We start from the raw sequence: 18,426 nt of genomic DNA, 5'->3' as shown, positions 1-18,426 counted from the left end.
TTTTGACGCGTTTTCTTTATGCGAACCGGTATCCACTTCGCTCGAAAACGCTACAGGCGCGGCCCCGCGATTTCGGTCCAGCTAAAGGCAGCAGCAGCGCACGCGCAAGGGCGGCCGGGGTATGGCCGCATGCGCGGTGCGGCCGCTATTTCTTCTGGCGGGATTCGCGGATTTTCATGAGGCGATCGAGCTCGTCGTTCTGCTGGTTGATGCGGTCGGCGATGCGCGACTCGTTCTGCTCGCCCGAGGCGGCCGCAGCCTGCTCGATCAGCTGGCGGATATTGTCTTCGAGGATCGCGATGCGATCGTTGAGGGCTTCAATAGAGAGTGAATCTTCGTAGGCATTGCTCATGATAGCTTTCTCTCAAATCAATCAGGAGCCGTAGGGTGGGCAAAGCGCAACGTGCCCACCATGATCTAACGCAAGGAAATGGTGGGCAAGGGGCTTGCGCGCCTTTGCCCACCCTACGGGACTGGCTACTTCAGAGGTTCGAGGACCGAGACGTAGTTGGCGACGGCGGCGCCGCCCATGTTGAAGATGCCGCCGAGCTTGGCGTTCTTGAGCTGCATGCCCTCTGGCGCCTGGCCTGCGAGCTGCATCGCGGTCATCACGTGCATGGAGACGCCGGTGGCGCCGATCGGATGGCCCTTGGCCTTCAGCCCGCCGGACGGATTGACCGGCAGCTTGCCGTCCTTGAGGGTCCAGCCTTCCTTGATGGCGCGGGCACCCTGCCCCTTCGGCGTCAGGCCCATCGCTTCGTACTCGATCAGCTCGGCGACGGTGAAGCAGTCATGGGTCTCGACGAAGGAGAGATCGTTGAGCGTCACGCCGGCCTGCTCCAGCGCGCGCTGCCAGGCGACCGTGCAGCCTTCGAACTGGAGGATGTCGCGCTTGGACATCGGCAAAAAGTCCTGGGCGTGCGCGGTGGCGCGGAAGCCGATCGACTTGCCCATGCCCTTGGCGGTCTCGGCATCGGCCAGCACCAGCGCGGCCGCGCCGTCGGAGACGAGCGAGCAGTCGGTGCGCTTCAGGGGGCCGGCGACATACGGATTCTTCTCGCTCTCGGCGCGGCAGAAGTCGAAGCCAAAGTCCTTGCGCATCTGGGCGAAGGGATTGGCGACGCCGTTCTTGTGGTTCTTGGCCGCGATCAGCGCCAGCGCATCGGACTGGTCGCCGTATTTCTGGAAATAGGAGCTGGCGATCTTGCCGAACACGCCGGCGAAGCCGCCGACGGTGTCGCCGTCCTCGGGCAGATAGGACGCCTTGAGCAGGTTCTTGCCGATCTCCGGACCCGGGGTGCGGGTCATCTGCTCGACGCCGACAACCAGCACGATCTTGGCCGCGCCCGCGGCAATCGCGCGCAGGCCCTGGTGCACTGCGGCCGATCCGGTCGCGCAGGCATTTTCGACCCGGGTGGCCGGCTTGAAACGCAGCTTCGGGTCGGCCTGGAGCACCAGCGAGGCGGTAAAATCCTGCGCCGAGAAGCCGGCGTTGAAATGGCCGAGCACGATCTCGTCGACATCGGAGGCCGAAATGCCGGCATCGGCCATCGCCTCGTTGGCGACGCGAGTGACGAGGCTTTCGACGGTTTCGGTGTCGAACTTGCCGAACGGCGTATGCGCCCATCCGACGATGCTGGCGGTCATGGTCTTTTCTCCCTGGCGGTCTCTTGCTGACCCAAGTCTTATCCTGACCTAAGTCTTAGCCCAGGGATGGCAAGACTTCACGCAGGTTTAAGGGCCTGGAGGGTGCGCTGGCAGATGGCAGTTATGCCAGCCCAGTTCCCGGCCTTGATCTCGGCTGTCGGGCACAGCCAGGAACCGCCGACCGCGACGACATTGGGCTCGGCGAGCCAGGTCGCCGCATTGGCCTCACCGACCCCGCCGGTCGGGCAGAACCGAACGTTCGGGAACGGCCCACCGAGCGAGCGCAGCCCCTTGATGCCGCCGGCCTGCTCCGCCGGAAAGAATTTTGCGACGTCGAATCCATGCGACAGCGCCATCATCAGCTCGGACGCCGTGGCGATGCCGGGCGCAAAGGGCAAGGAGCTGTGCGCGGCGGCCTTGAGGAGATCGGGGGTCAGGCCCGGGCTGATGCCGAAGGCGACGCCGATCTTCTCCACACGGGTGAAGTCGGCCGGATTGAGGATGGTGCCGATGCCGACGACCGCGTCGGGGACTTCGGACATGATCGCCCGCGCCGCCTCGATCGCGATGGGGGTGCGCAGGGTCACCTCCAGCGTGCGAACGCCGCCGGCCACGAGGGCTTGCGCCAACGGCACGGCATCCTGAATGCGGTCGATGGTCAGGACGGGAATGACGGTCGCGGCCTTGAACAGCGCGACGAGGTGGTTCTGTTGGGCGGTCGTGGGCATCTCTGGGATCTTTTCGTTTCACTTGGTCGCTTGACGCGTGGTCGCCGGCCGGTGCCGCTTCTTCGGCGGCATGGCATAGCCCGGAATGATGGCGCCGGGATAGCAGATCACGAGGCTGGCGAGGCGATGCCCGGCCTGGGCGGCCTCGACCGGATCGGAACCGCCGAGCCGGGCCGCGATATAGGCCGCGGCAAAGCTGTCCCCGGCCGCCGTGGTGTCAACGACCGGCTTGGTCATTGGTTCGGCGTGGACCTCATAGGTCGCCCCGGGAAAGCGCAGCATGCTGACGGGCTCGGCCAGGCGGAACACCAGCTCGGGCGTCGGGATGCGCGCCATCAGCTGTTCACGGCTTTCGCCGGGATAGAGCGCGAGCAGATCCTCGGTCGAGGTCAGCACGATGTCGGCGGCGGCAAACGCCGCGGCAAACACCTCGCGCGCGACGTCGCGGTCGGGCCAACCGCGTGCGCGAAAATTCGTGTCGAACACGAAGCGGGTGCCGAGCAGCCGGGCGCGCTTGATCGCCGCGAACAGGCGGTCGCGCCCCGAGGCGTCGTAGATCGAGAGCGTGATCGCCGAGAGATAGACGATGTCGTAGCTCATCAGCGAGTTGAGCAGCTCGTCGGTCTCCGGCAGGCTCATCAGCTGCCGCGCCGCCGCACTGTCGCGCCAGTGAAAGAACTGGCGCTCGCCGTTGGCATCGAGCTGGATCATGTAGAGGCCGGGCAGCTTGCCCGGCAGCCGCACCACGCGCCGCGTGCCGACGCCCTCGGCATTCCAGGCCGTGATCATCTCCTCGCTCATGCCGTCGTCGCCGAGCGCGGTGAGATAGTCGACCTTGATCTCGAGCCGCGCCAGATAGACCGCCGTGTTGAGGGTATCGCCGCCGAAGCCGCGCGAGAACAGGCCACCACCCTGCCCGGCAGACTGACCGGTGGACTGTCCACCTTGAGCCTGCCGGAGCTCGACCATGCATTCACCGATGCAAGCAACGCTCGCCATCGTCATGTCCACGCTGTTCATCTCCAACGATCAGGCGACGAAATTGCCGCCAAGCTCGTCGTCGATGTGGATCCGGATGATATCGTCGAAGCTCTTCTCTTCGGTGGTGAAGCCGAGCTCGCGCGCCCGCTTCGCCTCGAAATTGCGCGGCCAACCACCGACGATGCCGACGATGAACGGATCGAGCTCATGCTTGATGCGCGCGGCGACCTTGTCGCCCGCGACCCGCCTGAGCGCGGCGATCTGCTCGCCGACCGTGGCCGAGAAGCCCGGCATGGTCAGGTTGCGACGCGGACCGACCTTGGCGAGGTCCATGGTGCCGGCATGAAGCAGGAAGCCGACGGCCGAGCGCGGCGTGGCGTGCCAGTGGCGGACGTCCTCGGAGACCGGGAGAACCGCTTCCTTGCCGGCGAGCGGTTCGCGCAGGATATTGGAGAAGAAGCCCGATGCCGCTTTGTTGGGCAGGCCGGGACGGATGCAGATGGTCGGCAGGCGAATGCCGATGCCGTCGAGGAAGCCGCGGCGCGAATAATCCGCCAGCAGCAGCTCGCCGATCGCCTTCTGGGTGCCGTAGCTGAGCAGCGGCGTGTGGAAGAACTCGTCGCCGATCGCATCCGGGAACGGCGCGCCGAACACCGCGATCGAGGACGTGAACACGACGCGGGGCTTGTAGCCGCCGCCGACGAGCCTGACAGCGTCAAGCAGCATCCGCGTGCCGTCGAGATTGATGCGGTAGCCCTTGTCGAAATCGAGCTCGGCCTCGCCCGAGACGATCGCGGCGAGATGGAAGATCACGTCGGGACGGCCGGCGATCAGCTTTTCGGCAGCGCCCGGCACGGCGAAATCGCCCGAGACGGTCTCGACGGGGAAACCGGCCTTCTCCGGCTTCTTGGGCTCGACCACGTCGTGCATGGTCAGCTTGGTGATGTCGCTCTTGCCGAGCCGGCCGTCGCGCAAGAGACGTTCACACAATTTGCGGCCGACCATGCCGGCAGCACCCAGAACCAGAATGTGCAAGAGCCTACTCCTTCTTATTGGCCGGAACGCGCCGCCCTTGATCTACTGACGCGTTCTCAGGCAGGCCCCGCGATCATTCCTTCACGGCGCCGGTCATCGCCGACACATAGTACTCTACGAAGAAGGAATAAAGGATAACTACGGGGACCGAGCCGGTCAGGGCCGCCGCCATCAGGGCGCCCCAATGGTAGACGTCGCCATTGACGAGCTCGGTGATGGCGCCGACCGGAATCGTCTTGTTCTCGGACGAGGAGATGAAGGTCAGCGCGTAGATGAACTCGTTCCAGGACAACGTGAAGGCGAAGATGCCCGCCGAGATCACCCCCGGCAGCGACAGCGGCAGCGTGATCTTGGTCAGGATCTGCAGCCGCGTCGCCCCGTCGATCAGCGCGCATTCCTCAAGCTCGTACGGGATGGTGCGGAAATAGCCCATCAGGAGCCAGGTGCAGAACGGGATCAGGAAGGTTGGATAGGTCAGGATCAGCGCCAGATTGCCGTCGAACAGGCCGAGCTGGAACACGATCGCCGCCAGCGGAATGAACAGGATCGAGGGCGGGACGAGATAGCCGAGGAAGATCGCAAGGCCGACATAGCGCGAGCCCTTGTAGCGGAGGCGCTCGATCGCATAGGCCGCGCAGACGCTGGCGAACAGCGAGATGAAGGTCGAGGACACCGAGACGATGACGGTGTTCCACATCCACAACGGATAGTCCGTGTCGAAGAACAGCTTCTTGATGTGCTCCAGCGTCGGATGCGCAATCAGGAACGGATTGTACTTCTCATAGTCGTACATCTCCGCGTCCGGCTTGAACGTCGTCACCGCCATCCAGTAGAACGGGAACAGCAGGAAGACGATGATCAGGCCGAGCGGAAGGTAGACGCGGAGGAACTTCCGCGGAAAGCTTTCCAGATAGTCCATTCCGACGCTTTGGTCGTCCACGGTGGTCATGGTCAGTCCCTCCCGCCCTGCTGCCAACGGGAGCGCTGAAGCCCGAAGAAGCTCAACAGGATTGCCGCGACCAGGAACGGGATCATCGCGTTCGAGATCGCCGCGCCCTCGCCGAGATTGCCGCCGGTGATGGCGCGCTGGAACGACAGCGTCGCCATCAGATGGGTCGCGTTGATCGGGCCACCGCGCGTGATGGTGTAGATCAGCTGGAAGTCGGTGAACGTCATCAGCACCGAGAACGTCATCACCACCGCGATGATCGGCGACAGCATCGGCAGCGTGATGTGGCGGAAGCGCTGCAGGTTGGTGGCGCCATCGAGATTGGCGGCCTCGTAAAGCGACGGCGAGATCGTCTGCAATCCCGCCAGCAGCGTGATGGCCACGAAGGGGACGCCGCGCCAGATGTTGGCGAGCACCACCGACCAGCGCGCATTCCAGGGATCGCCGAGGAAGTCGATGTAGTGGGTCAACAGGCCCGCCTTGATCAGCACCCAGGAGATGATCGAGAACTGGCTGTCATAGATCCACCAGAACGCGATCGCCGACAGCACGGTCGGCACCACGAAGGGCAACAGCACGATGGCGCGGACCATCGACTTGAACGGCAGCCGCTCGTTGAGCAGCAGGGCCAGGTAAAGTCCGACCGCGAATTTCACGATGCTCGCGAACACCGTGTAGAAAATGGTGTTGAACACCGACAGCCAGAACACGCTGTCCTTGGACAGCGAGACGAAGTTCTGGAAGCCGATGTAACGACCGACGCCGCCGATCTTGGTGTCGGTCATGCCGAGCCAGAATCCGAGCGCGAGCGGATAAGCCAGAAACAGGATCAGGATCGCGATCGCCGGCACCATGAACATGGCGCCGAGAAAATGCCGGCTTTCGAACGCCCTGCTCCACAAGCTGCTGCGCTTGACTTCCGCAGCGGCGGGCTCGGCGATAACGGCCATGTCGGACTCCCCTCAAAGAACGACAACGGCGGCGCCCAGCAAACCGGACGCCGCCGCCTGTGGCTGATCAGACCTGGTAGTAGCGCTTGGCACGCTCGGCAGCGCGCTTGGCTGCTTCCTGCGGCGTGGCCGAGCCGGATGCGGCTTCCGCGAACATGTCCACCACCACGAAGTCGCCCATGACGGCGGCCGAGGCGTAGCCGAGATCGCCGGCATAGCCGTTGTCGCGGCAGCGCTTCAGGCAGTCGCGATACGGCGTGATCTTGGGATCGGAGGTCCAGACCGGGTTGTCGTTATAGGCCGGGAGCGGCGGCGAGACGTAGCCGTTGGAGGCCACCTCCCACGCGTCGTAGTTCTCCTTGTCCATCATGAACTTGATGAACTCCTTGACCGCCTTCGGATACTTCGAGTGCTTGTAGCCGTAGTAGACCAGGACGTTCTGCTGCTCGGTCGACACGCCCACAGGGCCGATCGGCATCGGCGCGTGGTTCATGTCCTTGGCGATCTCCTGCTGCTTCGGATCGGTCGAGTTCTTGCCGACGGTCCAGATCGAGATGCCGTTCAGGGTGAGGCTGAGTTCGCCGTTGAGGAACGCCTTGTTGTTGTTCGAGTCGTTCCAAGACAGCACGCCCGGAATGAACGTCGCATAGAGCTGCTTGACGTATTCGATCGCGGCGATCGTCTCCGGCGAGTCGATCACGACCTCGTTCTTGTCGTTGACGACCTTGCCGCCGAACGCCCACAGCGCCCACTGGCACCAGCCGTTGGCGTCGCCCGTGGCATGGCCGAGCGCGAAGCCCGCCGGCGTGTTGTTCTTCTTCAGCGCCTGGCACAGCTTGAGGAAGCCGTCGGTGTCTTTGGGGAATTCCTCGAAGCCCGCGGCCTTCACGTGGCTGATGCGGTAGTTGAGGCAGCCGCCGGTCGCGCCCTGCGGGATGGCGATCCAGTTGTTGCCCTTCTTGCCGTAGCGCTCGGCGACCGGATACCAGCCGCCATATTGCTTGCCGAGATAGTCGGCGACGTCGGTCACGTCGATCAGCTTCTCGGGGAATTTGAAGGGATCGTCGAGCGTGCCGACGATGAGATCCGGACCGGCGCCGACATTAGCGGCGACCGCGGCCTTCGGGCGGATGTCTTCCCAGCTCTCGGCCTCGAGCTTGACCTTGATGCCGGTCTTTTCGGAGAACTTCTTGGTCTGCTCGGCGAACTTGTCGAACTCAGCCTGGATGAACTGCTTCCAGCGCAGCACGCGAATGGAGGCGTTCGGCTCCGGCGTGTTGGTCCACTCCGCAGCACGCACCGGGACGATCCCTGGGCCAGCGAGCAAAGCTGCGCCGCCCAGGCTGGCTTTAAGCACACTACGCCTGTCGAAATGGCTCATCGTTCTCTCCCTGAATTTTATATTTTGTATTTAGTCGTCTTACGTCACGAAACGCCGCTACATGCGCTTGCCGGTCGCCTCGTCGAACAGATGCACTAGGGCCGGATCGGGCTTCAGCTTGACCTTGTCGCCCGGGTTGAACTGGTGACGCTCGCGGAAAACCGCGACGACCTGCTCGCCACCGACCTTCGCAAACACCTGCGTCTCCGAACCGGTCGGCTCGACCACGACGATCTCGGCGTCGGCACCGTCATCGGCGATGGTGAAATGCTCGGGACGGACGCCATAGACCACAGGCTTGCCATCGGAGCCCGCCGGCGCGCTCTTGAGCGGCAGCCTGACGCCGTTCGGTCCCTCGAAGGTCGCAACGCCGTTGACGCGGACATGCCCCTTCAGGAAGTTCATCGCGGGCGAGCCGATGAAACCGGCGACGAACTGGTTTTCCGGCTTGTCGTAGAGCTCGAGCGGCGTGCCCATCTGCTCGACGATGCCGTCATGCATCACGACGATCTTGTCGGCCATGGTCATGGCCTCGATCTGGTCGTGGGTGACGTAGACGGTCGTGGTCTTGAGCCGCTGGTGCAGCTCCTTGATCTCGGTGCGCATGGCGACGCGCAGCTTGGCGTCGAGGTTCGACAAGGGCTCGTCGAACAGGAACACCTGGGGATCGCGCACGATGGCGCGGCCCATGGCGACGCGTTGGCGCTGGCCGCCGGAGAGCTGACGCGGGTAGCGCTCGAGCAACGGCGTCAGTGCGAGGATTTCGGCAGCGCGCTTGACGCGCTTGTTGATCTCGTCGGAGCCGGCGTTACGCAGCTTCAGCGAGAAGCCCATGTTTTCGCCGACCGTCATGTGCGGGTAGAGCGCGTAGTTCTGGAACACCATCGCAATGTCCCGCTCCTTGGGCTGGACATTGTTGACGACGCGGTCGCCGATCGAGATCGTGCCGGAGGTGATGTTCTCGAGGCCTGCGAGCATGCGCAGAAGCGTCGACTTGCCGCAGCCGGAAGGGCCAACCAGGACGACGAACTGGCCGTCCTCGATCGGAATCGAGACGCCGTGCAGGACTTCAAAATTGCCGAACGATTTCCGCACGTCGCGGATTTGCACAGACGACATCTAGGCTCCCTCCTCCGACTTAGACGACGCAACTGTGGCGCCGCCACCGTCTTGTTTTCTCTGAACTTCGCCGACCCGAAGCCCCTCTTAACAGGCGACATTGTCGGCAGTTTGTGCGGCTTTGGCAATTTGTCTTTGGTTAGTCGTTGCTGGTAGCGCTGTCAACGATCCTTTGTTTGCGGGAGTGGCTGTGATAAGAGCAACAAATGGGACGAAAGCGCACCAAGTCGGGCAAGATTCGGTTGGCGGAAGTCGCCGAGCTCGCCGGCGTCAGCCCCATTACGGCCTCCCGCTTCTTCCGCAATCCCGAGGCGCTGTCGGTCGCCAAGCGGACGCGGGTCGAAAGCGCGGCCCGGGAGCTCGGCTATGTGCCCAACCTTGCGGCACGCGCGCTGGCCTCGCAGCGCACCGAGGTGATCGGTGTCTTGATTCCGTCACTGACCAACAACGTGTTCTCCGACGTGCTGCGCGGCATCTATGACGCCTCCGAAAGCAGCCGTTACTCGATCCAGCTATCCAACACGCGTTACAGCATCCTCCAGGAGGAGAAACTGTTGCGCCTGTTTCTGGCGCAGAAGCCGGCGGGACTGATCGTCACGGGCATCGACCAGACCACGGAATCGCGCGCGATGCTGGAGGCGGCCGACTGCCCGATCGTGCAGATCATGGAGATCGGGCCCAACCCGGTCGACATGATGATCGGCTTTTCCCATTATGATGCAGCGCGCGCGGCGATTGCTCATTTGTTCGCGCAGGGCCACCGCAGGATCGGCTTTGTCGGCGCGCGCATGGACCCGCGGGTGCAGCGCCGGCTCGACGGCTACGTCGCGGCCATGAAGGACGCCGGCCTGTTCGACCAAAGACTGATCGTGACGACGGCGACGCCGACCTCGGTCACGCTCGGCGGTGCGCTGTTCGCCGATCTTCTCGCGCGCGAGCCCGGCATCGACTCGGTGTTCTGCGCCAATGACGACCTCGCGCTCGGCGTGCTGTTCGAATGCCGCCGACGGGACATCGCAGTCCCCGATCAGATCGCGATCGTCGGGTTCAACGACCTCGAATTCATGGCCTCCTCGGTGCCGACGCTGACGAGCGTCCGGACCAACCGCTACGAAATGGGCAGCGCTGCTGCCGCGATGCTGATCGAGGCGATCGAAGGCAAGCGTCCCGAGGAGCCCGTGCTCGATCTCGGCTTTACCGTGATCGAGCGGCAGAGTTCGCAGACGCAGCGGCTCGCGGCCGGCCCGCACACGCCGGAATGGGCGCCAGCCGTACAAAATGATAGCGTTACCAACGACCCATGAGTAGTATCGCTGCCATCAGGAAACGTTCGCCAGCAGGCGGGCCGTCACGACATGCTCGCGCTGCCGGGCATCGCACCGATCGGCATCCCGGACGCCGGCCCGTGCGTTTGCATTGAAGGAGAATCCAATGACAAAAAAGCCAACCAATGGGCATGCGCCCGCCGGTAACGGCACCCGCCGCCACCTTCGCTCGCAGGACTGGTTCAACAACCCGCATAATCCGGGCATGACCGCGCTCTACATGGAGCGCTATCTGAACTACGGCCTCACCCGCGCCGAGCTGCAGTCCGGCAAGCCGATCATCGGCATCGCCCAGACCGGCAACGACCTCTCCCCCTGCAACCGCCATCATATCGAGCTCGCCCATCGCGTCCGCGAAGGCATCCGCGAGGCCGGCGGCATTGCGATGGAATTCCCGACCCACCCGATCCAGGAGACCGGCAAGCGCCCGACCGCGGCGCTCGACCGCAACCTCGCCTATCTCGGCCTGGTCGAGATCCTCTACGGCTATCCGCTCGACGGCGTGGTGCTGACCACCGGCTGCGACAAGACCACGCCCGCCCTGATGATGGCGGCGGCGACCGTGAACCTGCCCGCGATCGTGCTGTCAGGCGGCCCGATGCTCAACGGCTGGCATGCCGGTGAGCGCACCGGCTCCGGCACCATCGTCTGGAAGTCGCGCGAGCGGCTCGCCGCAGGCGAGATCGACTATGAAGAGTTCATGGAGATCGTGGCGTCCTCGGCGCCTTCGGTCGGCCATTGCAACACCATGGGCACGGCCTCGACCATGAACGGCCTTGCCGAAGCGCTCGGCTTCTCGCTGCCGGGTTGCTCGGCGATTCCGGCCCCCTACCGCGAACGCGGCCAGATCGCCTACGAGACGGGCAAGCGCGCCGTCGAGATGGTCTGGGAAGACCTCAAGCCCTCGGACATCCTGACCCGCAAGGCGTTCGAAAACTGCATCGTGATCAATTCGGCGATCGGCGGCTCGACCAACGCGCCGATCCACATCAATGCGCTGGCCCGCCATATCGGCGTGGAGCTGTCGATCGATGACTGGCAGAAGTTCGGCCATGACGTGCCGCTGCTGGTCAACATGCAGCCGGCCGGCTTCTATCTCGGCGAGGAATTCCACCGCGCCGGCGGCGTGCCGGCCGTGGTGCGCGAATTGATGAAGCACAAGCGCATCCATGAGGACGCGGTCACGGTGAACGGCCGCGGCATCGGCGAGAACTGCAAGGATGCGCCGAAGCCCGACAACGACGTGATCTGGGCTTATGACAAGCCGCTGGTGAAGGACGCCGGCTTCCTGGTGCTGAAGGGCAATCTGTTCGATTCCGCGATCATGAAGACCTCCGTGATCTCCAAGGAATTCCGCGACCGCTATCTCGTCAACCCGAAGGATCTGAATGCCTTCGAGGGCCGCGCGATCGTGTTCGAGGGTCCGGAGGACTATCACGAGCGGATCGATGACGCTTCGCTCGACATCGACGAGCACTGCGTGCTGTTCATCCGCGGCACCGGCCCGATCGGCTATCCCGGCGGCGCCGAGGTCGTGAACATGCAGCCGCCGGCCGCCCTGATCAAACGCGGCATCCTGTCCCTGCCCTGCATCGGGGACGGTCGCCAGTCCGGCACGTCGGGCTCGCCGTCGATCCTGAACGCCTCGCCGGAAGCCGCCGCCAATGGCGGCCTTGCGATCCTCAAGACCGGCGACAAGGTCCGCATCGACCTCAACAAGGGCAGCGCCAACATCCTGATCTCGGACGACGAGTTGAAGAAGCGCCACGCCGAGCTGAAGGCCAGCGGCGGCTTCAAGCACCCGGCGAACCAGACGCCCTGGCAGGAGATCTATCGCAACACCGTCGGCCAGCAATCGACCGGCGCCTGCATGGAGCTCGCCACGCGCTACCAGAACGTCGCCGCCGCGTTTGGCGTGCCGCGGGATAATCACTGACAGCGACACCGTCATTGCGAGGAGCGTAGCGACGAAGCAATCCAGACTGCCCCCGCGGCAAGAATCTGGATTGCTTCGCTTCGCTCGCAATGACGAGAAACCAACAGTCAAATTTTCAAGGTGAGGAGAACAAGAACATGGCAGACCGCCTCAAGGGTAAGCGCGCCGTCATCACGGCTGCAGCGGCAGGCATCGGGCGCGCATGCGCCCTCGCATTCGCGCGTGAAGGCGCAACCGTCATCGCCACCGACATCAACGAGGCCGGCATCGGGGGCCTGACCAAGGAAGGCATCGCCGAGGTCGCAAAGCTCGACGTCCGCAACACCGCCGACGTCAACGCCTTCGCCAAGCGCATCGGCAAGATCGACATCCTGCTCAACGCCGCCGGCTTCGTGCATCACGGCACCATCCTGGAGTGCTCGGAGGAGGATTTCGATTTCTCGTTCGACCTCAACGTCAAGTCGATGCACCGGACCATCAGGGCGTTCCTGCCCGACATGCTCGCGGGCGGCGGCGGCAGCATCGTCAACATCTCGTCCTGCGCGGCGCTGCGGCCGCCGGCGAACCGCTACGTCTACAGCTCCTCGAAGGCCGCTGTGTCGCTGCTGACCCGCGCGGTCGCGCTCGACTTCATCACCAAGGGCATCCGCTGCAACTCGATCTGCCCCGGCACGGTCGAGACCCCCTCGATGCTCGATCGCGCCGCGGCCCAGGGACCGCAGGGCAAGGAGATGTTCATCTCCCGCCAGAAGATGGGCCGGCTCGGCACCGCCGACGAAATCGCCAACATGGCGATCTATCTCGGCAGCGACGAGAGCGCCTTCACCACCGGCGTCGATCTCGTCGTCGACGGCGGCTACATGCTCTGACGCCCACAGGGATCACATCTCATGAACAAGATTGATCTCCAGGGCCGCGTCGCCGTCGTCACGGGCGGCGCGCAGGGTTTTGGCCGCGCGATCACCGAGCGCTTCGTCGCCTCCGGCGCCAAGGTCGCGATCTGGGATTTCGATGCCGCGCTGGCCGAGAAGACGGCGAAGGAGATCGGCGACAGCGTCCGCGTCGTCAAGGTCGACGTCACTGACACCGCAGGCGTCGAGCAGGCGCGCGATGCCACGCTTGCCGCCTTCGGCAAGATCGACATCCTCGTCAACAATGCCGGCATCGCCGGCGTCAACAAGCCGGTGTGGGAGACCGATCTCGAGGAATGGCGCAAGGTGCTGCGCATCAACCTCGACGGCCCCTTCATCGTCTGCAAGGCGGTCGTGCCCGTGATGCTCAAGCAGAAATACGGGCGGATCGTGAACATCGCCTCGATCGCCGGCAAGGAAGGCAATCCGAACGCCTCGCACTATTCGGCGTCGAAGGCCGGCCTGATCGCGCTGACGAAGTCGCTCGGCAAGGAGCTCGCCGCCCATGACATTCTCGTGAATGCCGTGACGCCGGCGGCGGCAAAGACCGCGATCTTCGACCAGATGACGCAGCAACATATCGATTTCATGCTGTCGAAAATCCCCAAAGCCCGCTTCGTCCTGGTGGAAGAGCTCGCCGCGATGGCCGCGTGGCTTGCATCCGAAGATTGTGCCTTCTCCACTGGCGCGGTCTTTGATATTTCCGGGGGACGGGCGACCTATTGAGAGCGTGATGGTCCGTCCAGGGAGGCGGACCATGCAGCTTGGGCGTCGGGATTTTGTGAAGTTCGCAGCCGGCGCGGGCGCGCTGCCGCTGCTGTCGCAACGCGCGCTGGCGCAGCTCGCGCCCAACCCGCCGAGCATCCGCCCGCCCTCGCCGGCCGAACGCGCGGCGATGGGCCGGCTGGCGCAGAGCTTCATGGGCAAGTTCGACGTGCCGGGGCTCTCCTTTGCGATCGGCTATGCGGGTGCGATCGTCCACCAGGCCGCGTTCGGCGTCGCCGATCGCGAGCAGAATGAAGCAACGACGCCGCAGCATCTGTTTCGCATCGCCAGCGTCAGCAAGATGATCACCTCGGTCACGCTGTTTCGGCTGATCGAGGAGAACCGCGTCAAGCTCACCGACCGCGTGTTCGGCCCCGGCGCGCTGCTCGGCACCGATTACGGCGCGCCGCCCTACTCGCCCGGCATCGACCAGATCACGCTCGAGCATCTCCTGACGCATACCGGCGGCGGCTGGACCAACGACAACCGCGATCCCATGTTCACGCATCCGCACATGGATCACGCGCAGCTGATCACCTGGACGCTGGCCAATCGGCCGCTCGACCGTCCGCCGGGCCAGCACTACGCCTACTCGAATTTCGGCTATTGCGTGCTGGGCCGCGTGATCGAGAAGCTCACCGGCCAGCGCTATGCCGAACATGTCCGCGCCGAGGTACTTGGCCGTTGCGGCATCACCGACATGACGATCGCCGGCAACACAAGCGACCAGCGCCAGGCCGGCGAAGTCGCCTATTACTGCAAGGTCGAAAGTCCCTACGAGATGAACGTCCGCCGCATGGATTCCCATGGCGGCTGGATCGCGACGCCGACCGACCTCGTGCAGTTCCTGATGCACGTCGACGGCTATGCGCGGCCGGCGAACATCCTGCGGCCGCGCACCATCCAGGTCATGACCACGGCACCGAGCTATAGCCCGGACTATGCCAAGGGATTCTGCATCAACAGTTCAGGCAATTGGTGGCACAATGGCAGCCTGCCCGGCACCAGCACCATTGCGGTCAGAACCCATGGCGGCTTCTGCTGGGCCGCCTTCACCAACGTCAGCCGGCCGAACACCAAGATGGATGACGAACTCGATGAGCTCAACTGGAATATGGCGCGGCAAGTCAGCGAATGGCGGGTGGCATGATTAGAGAAGGTGGATGCCTGTGCGGCGCAGTGCGGTTCAAGGCGGAGGGCGAGCCGCTGAATGTGCGCATCTGCCATTGCCGCATGTGCCAGAAGGCGATGGGCTCGCCTTACTTCGTTCGTGCCCAGTTCGACCAGAAAGCGCTGACGGTCGAGGGCGACACCGGCCGTTACGCATCGTCCGAGGCCATCGAGCGCGTGTTCTGCAAGAATTGCGGCACCCGGCTGTTCTCCTGGCGGCGCAACGGCACGCTGGCCGGCGTGGCGCTCGCGACCTTCGACGACCGCAACGCCTTCGCGCCGACCGAGCACATCTGGGTCTCGGAAAAGCTCGCCTGGCTGAAGCTCGACGATGGCCTCAAGCAATATGAGAGGACGATCCCGGCGTAAGGTCAGGGCCGGCTTGAAGCAGGCAAGCTGGCGGTCTCAACGCGCCGTCCTGTGGTCGTGGCCAGCCAGATTCCCGCAAACACCGCGACGATGCCGGCGGCGAGATTCCAGCGCAGCGGCTCGTTCAGCAGGAAGGCGCCAACCAGTGACGCCGTGATTGGATTGACCGTCACCGAGATCGCGACGCGCGTCGGCGTCGTCCGCTCCAGCGCGAAGGCCCAGAGATAGAAGGTCAGCGCCGCGCCGAAGGCGCCGAGGTAAAGCGCGGCGAGCCATTGCGGCGTGCCGAAATTTGCGACGGGCGCAAAACTGCCGCGGAAACACGAGAGCAGGACAAGGCAGACGGCGCCCGCTGCCATGCTCATGGTGGTGAAGGCGATCGGGCTGGAGCGCCGGATCAACGGCCGCGACCAGATGCCGTACAGCGCCATGCACAGCGCAGCCGCCATCATCAGGAGATCGCCGCGCCAGGCGCCCGATGGCGCCGCGTTGAGGTCCGTGAGCAGCGCGACGGCAACGCCTGATGTTGCCACCACGACGCCGATCGATTTGCGCCAGCTCAGCGCCTCGCTGCCGAGCGCGGCGCCGATCACGAGTGTCAACAGCGGCAATGTCGACAGCGCGAGCGCGCCGCGCGCGGCTGTCGTGAAGATCAGCGATGCGTTGAACAGGATCGGAAACAGCGCGAAGAAGAGGATGCCGAGCCCGATCGCAACAGCCCAGTCGCCCCGCGCCGGCCGGCGATCGCCACGCAGCCATGTCAGCGGCAGCAGCAGCAGAAAGCCGATCCCGAACCGGAACGAGCCGATCGCCAGCGGATCGATGCTGCCAACGAGATAGCGCGTCGCACCGATCGAGGTGCCGCCGAGCGCACTCGATAGCACCGCAGCCAGAACGCCAAGAATCTCGCCCACAATCCCTCCCGTCGAACGCCTTGACGAAGAGCATACGGGCCGTGCCCAAACTGGGAATGGAATTTCCGTCATGCTGGGATAACGTTCCATCATGACCGTGCCCGATCTCGATCCCGATCTGCTGAGGGCTTTTCTCGCCGTCGCCGAGCATCGCTCGTTCACGCGCGCGGCCGATCAGCTCAACCGCACCCAGTCGGCGGTGAGCGTGCAGGTCAGGCGCCTCGAGGAGCGGCTCGGCGCAAAGCTGTTTCAGCGCAATCGGGCCGGAATCGTGCCGACCGCCGCGGGCGACGAGTTGCGGGCCTATGCGCGGCGCATCCTTGCTCTCCATGCCGAAGCAATCGGCGCGTTACGCGCACGCAAGCCGGAAGCCGTCATCCGCCTCGGCGTGATGGACGATTATGGCACGATCGTCATTCCGCCCCTGCTGGCGAGCTTCGCCAGGGAGCATCCGGCGGTGCGGGTCGAGATCGAGACCGGGCTGACCGCGACCATGCCGGCCCGGCTCGGCGAAGCCTATGACCTCGTCATCGCCATGCATCCGCAAGGGCGTGGCGACGGCGAGTTGTTGCGGCGCGAGCAGGCCGTCTGGGCGGCGGCCGCCGCCTGCCGCGCCACGGCGGAGGACACTCTGCCCGTCGCGCTGTACCCGCCCGGTTGCCTGTTTCGCCAATGGGCCGCAGACGCGCTCGATCGCGCCGGCCGGCGGTGGCGGCTCGCCTTCGTCAGCCGGACGCTGGCGGCGGTGGAATCGATCGCGGCGGAGGGCCTTGCGATTACCGTGGTGAAGGCCGGCATCCTGCCGCCTCGGCTCCGCGCTCTCGGCGCACGCGACGGCCTGCCGCCGCTTCCCGCGGCCGACATCCGCATCCACCGCGCGCGCAACCTGCCGCGCCCGGCGGCCCGGCTTGCCGATCATTTGCAGCGTGGTATTTCGGAACCGGCCATCCTATCTTGAGCCGAAGCGTTGCTGCACCGCCGGTCTGGCCAGGTCGTCTGCAAGGCGACGAGCAAGACCGGACGAGATGCAAATTGAACATTTCCCTCTATGACCTCTCGGTGTGGGTGCTGCCGCTGGTGCTTGCCATCACTTTCCACGAGGCGGCGCACGGCTTCGTCGCGCACCGCCTCGGCGACAACACCGCCTGGCAGCTCGGCCGCGTCAGCTTCAATCCGCTGCGCCATATCGACCCGTTCGGCACGCTGATTCTGCCGGCGATGCTGCTGTTTGCGCATTCGCCGTTCCTGTTCGGCTACGCCAAGCCGGTGCCGGTGAACTTTCGCAACCTCAACAATCCGAAGCTGGACATGGTCTGGGTCGCCCTGGCCGGCCCCGTCACCAACATCCTGCTGGCGCTGGTCGCGGGCCTCGCCCTGCACGCCCTGCCCCTGGCGCCCGCCAGTTCGGCGCAATGGATCTTCGACAACCTCAAGAATGCGCTGCTGATCAACGCCGTGCTGGCGGTCTTCAACATGATGCCGATCCCGCCGCTGGACGGCGGACGGGTCGCGGTCGGGCTGTTGCCCCGGCCGCTTGCCCTGCCGCTGTCACGGCTCGAGCCGTACGGCATGATGATCCTGATCGCGCTTCTGATCCTGCTGCCGCTTGCGGGTTCCCAGTTCGGTCTAAATCTTGATGTTATTTCAGCAATACTGCGAACGTTGACCGGTTATGTGATTCAAGCTGTTCTCTTCGCTACCGGCAATGCGTAGTTGAAGACACTCCCTTCAAGACCATGCACTTGAAGATCCCGGACTTGAAGATCCTGCACTTGAAGACAAAGCCGAAGGGCTAGAGGCCAACTTGGTCAAAGCTGCCGATATGCTGATCGCGCGACGCGCCGACACCCGTGCCCGCGCCGATTTCGCCACCTGGAAGATGATGGCCAAGCTGAATGGGTTGTCGGCGCTGCCTGCGGACGCACAGGGCTTCCTCGACGGCTACAAGAAGCTGCTGGAGCGGATGAGCGAGGGCGAGGCGGCCGAAGCCACCATCGCCGAGGTCTACAAATCCTACTATCTGGAGATGGGTGGCGCCGGGAACCCGCCCGACGTCCGCTCGCGGCCGGCTGAGCCGGTGGCGGACAATGTTACCGCCTTCCGGCGCCCGGCCCCCAAGCCGAAGAAGGCCGCCATGTTCGGAGCGGCGATGTTCGGTGGAACCGAGAAGCGCCCCCTCCCGGTGGCGCTGATCTTCGCCTGCCTGGTCGTGGTCTACGTCTCGATCAAGTTCTACTGGCGCTGAA

At 64.5% G+C, this 18,426-nt stretch carries 19 protein-coding genes; 9 read left to right on the top strand and 10 right to left on the bottom strand.

What is annotated here, in order from left to right; genetic code table 11:
- Nucleotides 1–145 precede the first annotated feature (145 nt).
- The 9 genes from NLM32_RS21240 to NLM32_RS21200 form a co-directional block, all read right to left on the bottom strand.
- Complete coding sequence (locus NLM32_RS21240) at nt 146–352, bottom strand: hypothetical protein (RefSeq protein WP_254130841.1); 207 nt, start codon at nt 350–352, stop codon at nt 146–148.
- Nucleotides 353–477: 125 nt separating this feature from the next.
- Nucleotides 478–1,647 carry an acetyl-CoA acetyltransferase gene (locus tag NLM32_RS21235; protein WP_254130840.1) on the bottom strand — a complete coding sequence of 390 codons (1,170 nt, stop codon included), beginning with the start codon at nt 1,645–1,647 and terminating at the stop codon, nt 478–480.
- 77 nt (nt 1,648–1,724) lie between these two features.
- Nucleotides 1,725–2,375, bottom strand: coding sequence for a bifunctional 4-hydroxy-2-oxoglutarate aldolase/2-dehydro-3-deoxy-phosphogluconate aldolase (gene eda / locus NLM32_RS21230; protein WP_254130839.1), 651 nt, complete (start codon nt 2,373–2,375; stop codon nt 1,725–1,727).
- Between the two features lie 18 nt (nt 2,376–2,393).
- Entirely contained in the window at nt 2,394–3,374 is a 981-nt protein-coding gene (locus NLM32_RS21225) for a sugar kinase (protein WP_254130838.1), read from the bottom strand.
- Nucleotides 3,375–3,404: 30 nt separating this feature from the next.
- Nucleotides 3,405–4,391, bottom strand: coding sequence for a D-erythronate dehydrogenase (denD, locus tag NLM32_RS21220; RefSeq protein WP_254130837.1), 987 nt, complete (start codon nt 4,389–4,391; stop codon nt 3,405–3,407).
- A gap of 73 nt (nt 4,392–4,464) precedes the next feature.
- Entirely contained in the window at nt 4,465–5,340 is an 876-nt protein-coding gene (locus NLM32_RS21215) for a carbohydrate ABC transporter permease (protein ID WP_254130836.1), read from the bottom strand.
- 2 nt (nt 5,341–5,342) lie between these two features.
- Complete coding sequence (locus NLM32_RS21210; RefSeq protein ID WP_254130835.1) at nt 5,343–6,290, bottom strand: carbohydrate ABC transporter permease; 948 nt, start codon at nt 6,288–6,290, stop codon at nt 5,343–5,345.
- Between the two features lie 67 nt (nt 6,291–6,357).
- Nucleotides 6,358–7,671, bottom strand: a complete 1,314-nt coding sequence (locus tag NLM32_RS21205) for an ABC transporter substrate-binding protein (protein WP_254130834.1) — start codon at nt 7,669–7,671, stop codon at nt 6,358–6,360.
- A 57-nt stretch (nt 7,672–7,728) separates the two neighbouring features.
- The gene (locus NLM32_RS21200) at nt 7,729–8,790 is read right to left on the bottom strand and encodes an ABC transporter ATP-binding protein (protein WP_254130833.1); all 1,062 of its coding nucleotides are present in this window, start codon (nt 8,788–8,790) and stop codon (nt 7,729–7,731) included.
- 206 nt (nt 8,791–8,996) lie between these two features.
- On the opposite strand from NLM32_RS21200, the gene NLM32_RS21195 reads away from it, so the two are divergent.
- The 6 genes from NLM32_RS21195 (at nt 8,997) to NLM32_RS21170 (ending at nt 15,266) form a co-directional block, all read left to right on the top strand.
- A complete protein-coding gene (locus NLM32_RS21195; RefSeq protein ID WP_254130832.1) occupies nt 8,997–10,094 on the top strand; it encodes a LacI family DNA-binding transcriptional regulator in 1,098 nt (365 codons plus the stop codon).
- Nucleotides 10,095–10,221: 127 nt separating this feature from the next.
- The gene (locus NLM32_RS21190; protein WP_254130831.1) at nt 10,222–12,051 is read left to right on the top strand and encodes an IlvD/Edd family dehydratase; all 1,830 of its coding nucleotides are present in this window, start codon (nt 10,222–10,224) and stop codon (nt 12,049–12,051) included.
- Nucleotides 12,052–12,188: 137 nt separating this feature from the next.
- The gene (locus tag NLM32_RS21185) at nt 12,189–12,920 is read left to right on the top strand and encodes an SDR family oxidoreductase (protein WP_254130830.1); all 732 of its coding nucleotides are present in this window, start codon (nt 12,189–12,191) and stop codon (nt 12,918–12,920) included.
- 21 nt (nt 12,921–12,941) lie between these two features.
- Nucleotides 12,942–13,688: an SDR family NAD(P)-dependent oxidoreductase gene (locus NLM32_RS21180; protein WP_254130829.1), complete on the top strand. Its 747-nt coding sequence runs from the start codon at nt 12,942–12,944 to the stop codon at nt 13,686–13,688.
- 31 nt (nt 13,689–13,719) lie between these two features.
- Nucleotides 13,720–14,877 carry a serine hydrolase gene (locus NLM32_RS21175; protein ID WP_254130828.1) on the top strand — a complete coding sequence of 386 codons (1,158 nt, stop codon included), beginning with the start codon at nt 13,720–13,722 and terminating at the stop codon, nt 14,875–14,877.
- On the top strand, nt 14,874–15,266 hold the full coding sequence (locus NLM32_RS21170) for a GFA family protein (RefSeq protein ID WP_254130827.1): 393 nt from the start codon (nt 14,874–14,876) through the stop codon (nt 15,264–15,266). Before NLM32_RS21175 ends, NLM32_RS21170 begins: the two co-directional genes overlap by 4 nt.
- Before the next feature lie 2 nt (nt 15,267–15,268).
- On the opposite strand, the gene NLM32_RS21165 is transcribed toward NLM32_RS21170, so the two are convergent.
- Nucleotides 15,269–16,180 (bottom strand): DMT family transporter, encoded by a 912-nt coding sequence (locus NLM32_RS21165; protein WP_254130826.1) that lies wholly within the window; start codon nt 16,178–16,180, stop codon nt 15,269–15,271.
- A gap of 91 nt (nt 16,181–16,271) precedes the next feature.
- Here NLM32_RS21165 and NLM32_RS21160 point away from each other — a divergent pair, with 91 nt between their 5' ends.
- The 3 genes from NLM32_RS21160 to NLM32_RS21150 all read left to right on the top strand — a co-directional run bounded on the left by NLM32_RS21160 (nt 16,272) and on the right by NLM32_RS21150 (nt 18,425).
- Nucleotides 16,272–17,138: a LysR family transcriptional regulator gene (locus NLM32_RS21160; RefSeq protein ID WP_254130825.1), complete on the top strand. Its 867-nt coding sequence runs from the start codon at nt 16,272–16,274 to the stop codon at nt 17,136–17,138.
- Between the two features lie 74 nt (nt 17,139–17,212).
- A complete protein-coding gene (locus tag NLM32_RS21155; protein WP_254130824.1) occupies nt 17,213–17,893 on the top strand; it encodes a site-2 protease family protein in 681 nt (226 codons plus the stop codon).
- Nucleotides 17,894–18,002: 109 nt separating this feature from the next.
- Nucleotides 18,003–18,425: a hypothetical protein gene (locus NLM32_RS21150; protein ID WP_254135381.1), complete on the top strand. Its 423-nt coding sequence runs from the start codon at nt 18,003–18,005 to the stop codon at nt 18,423–18,425.
- Nucleotide 18,426 lies beyond the last annotated feature (1 nt).

Source organism: Bradyrhizobium sp. CCGUVB14 (assembly GCF_024199935.1).
Classification (GTDB): domain Bacteria; phylum Pseudomonadota; class Alphaproteobacteria; order Rhizobiales; family Xanthobacteraceae; genus Bradyrhizobium.
The sequence above is the reverse complement of the archived record's forward strand: the minus strand, read 5'-3'. Positions and strand labels throughout refer to the sequence as shown.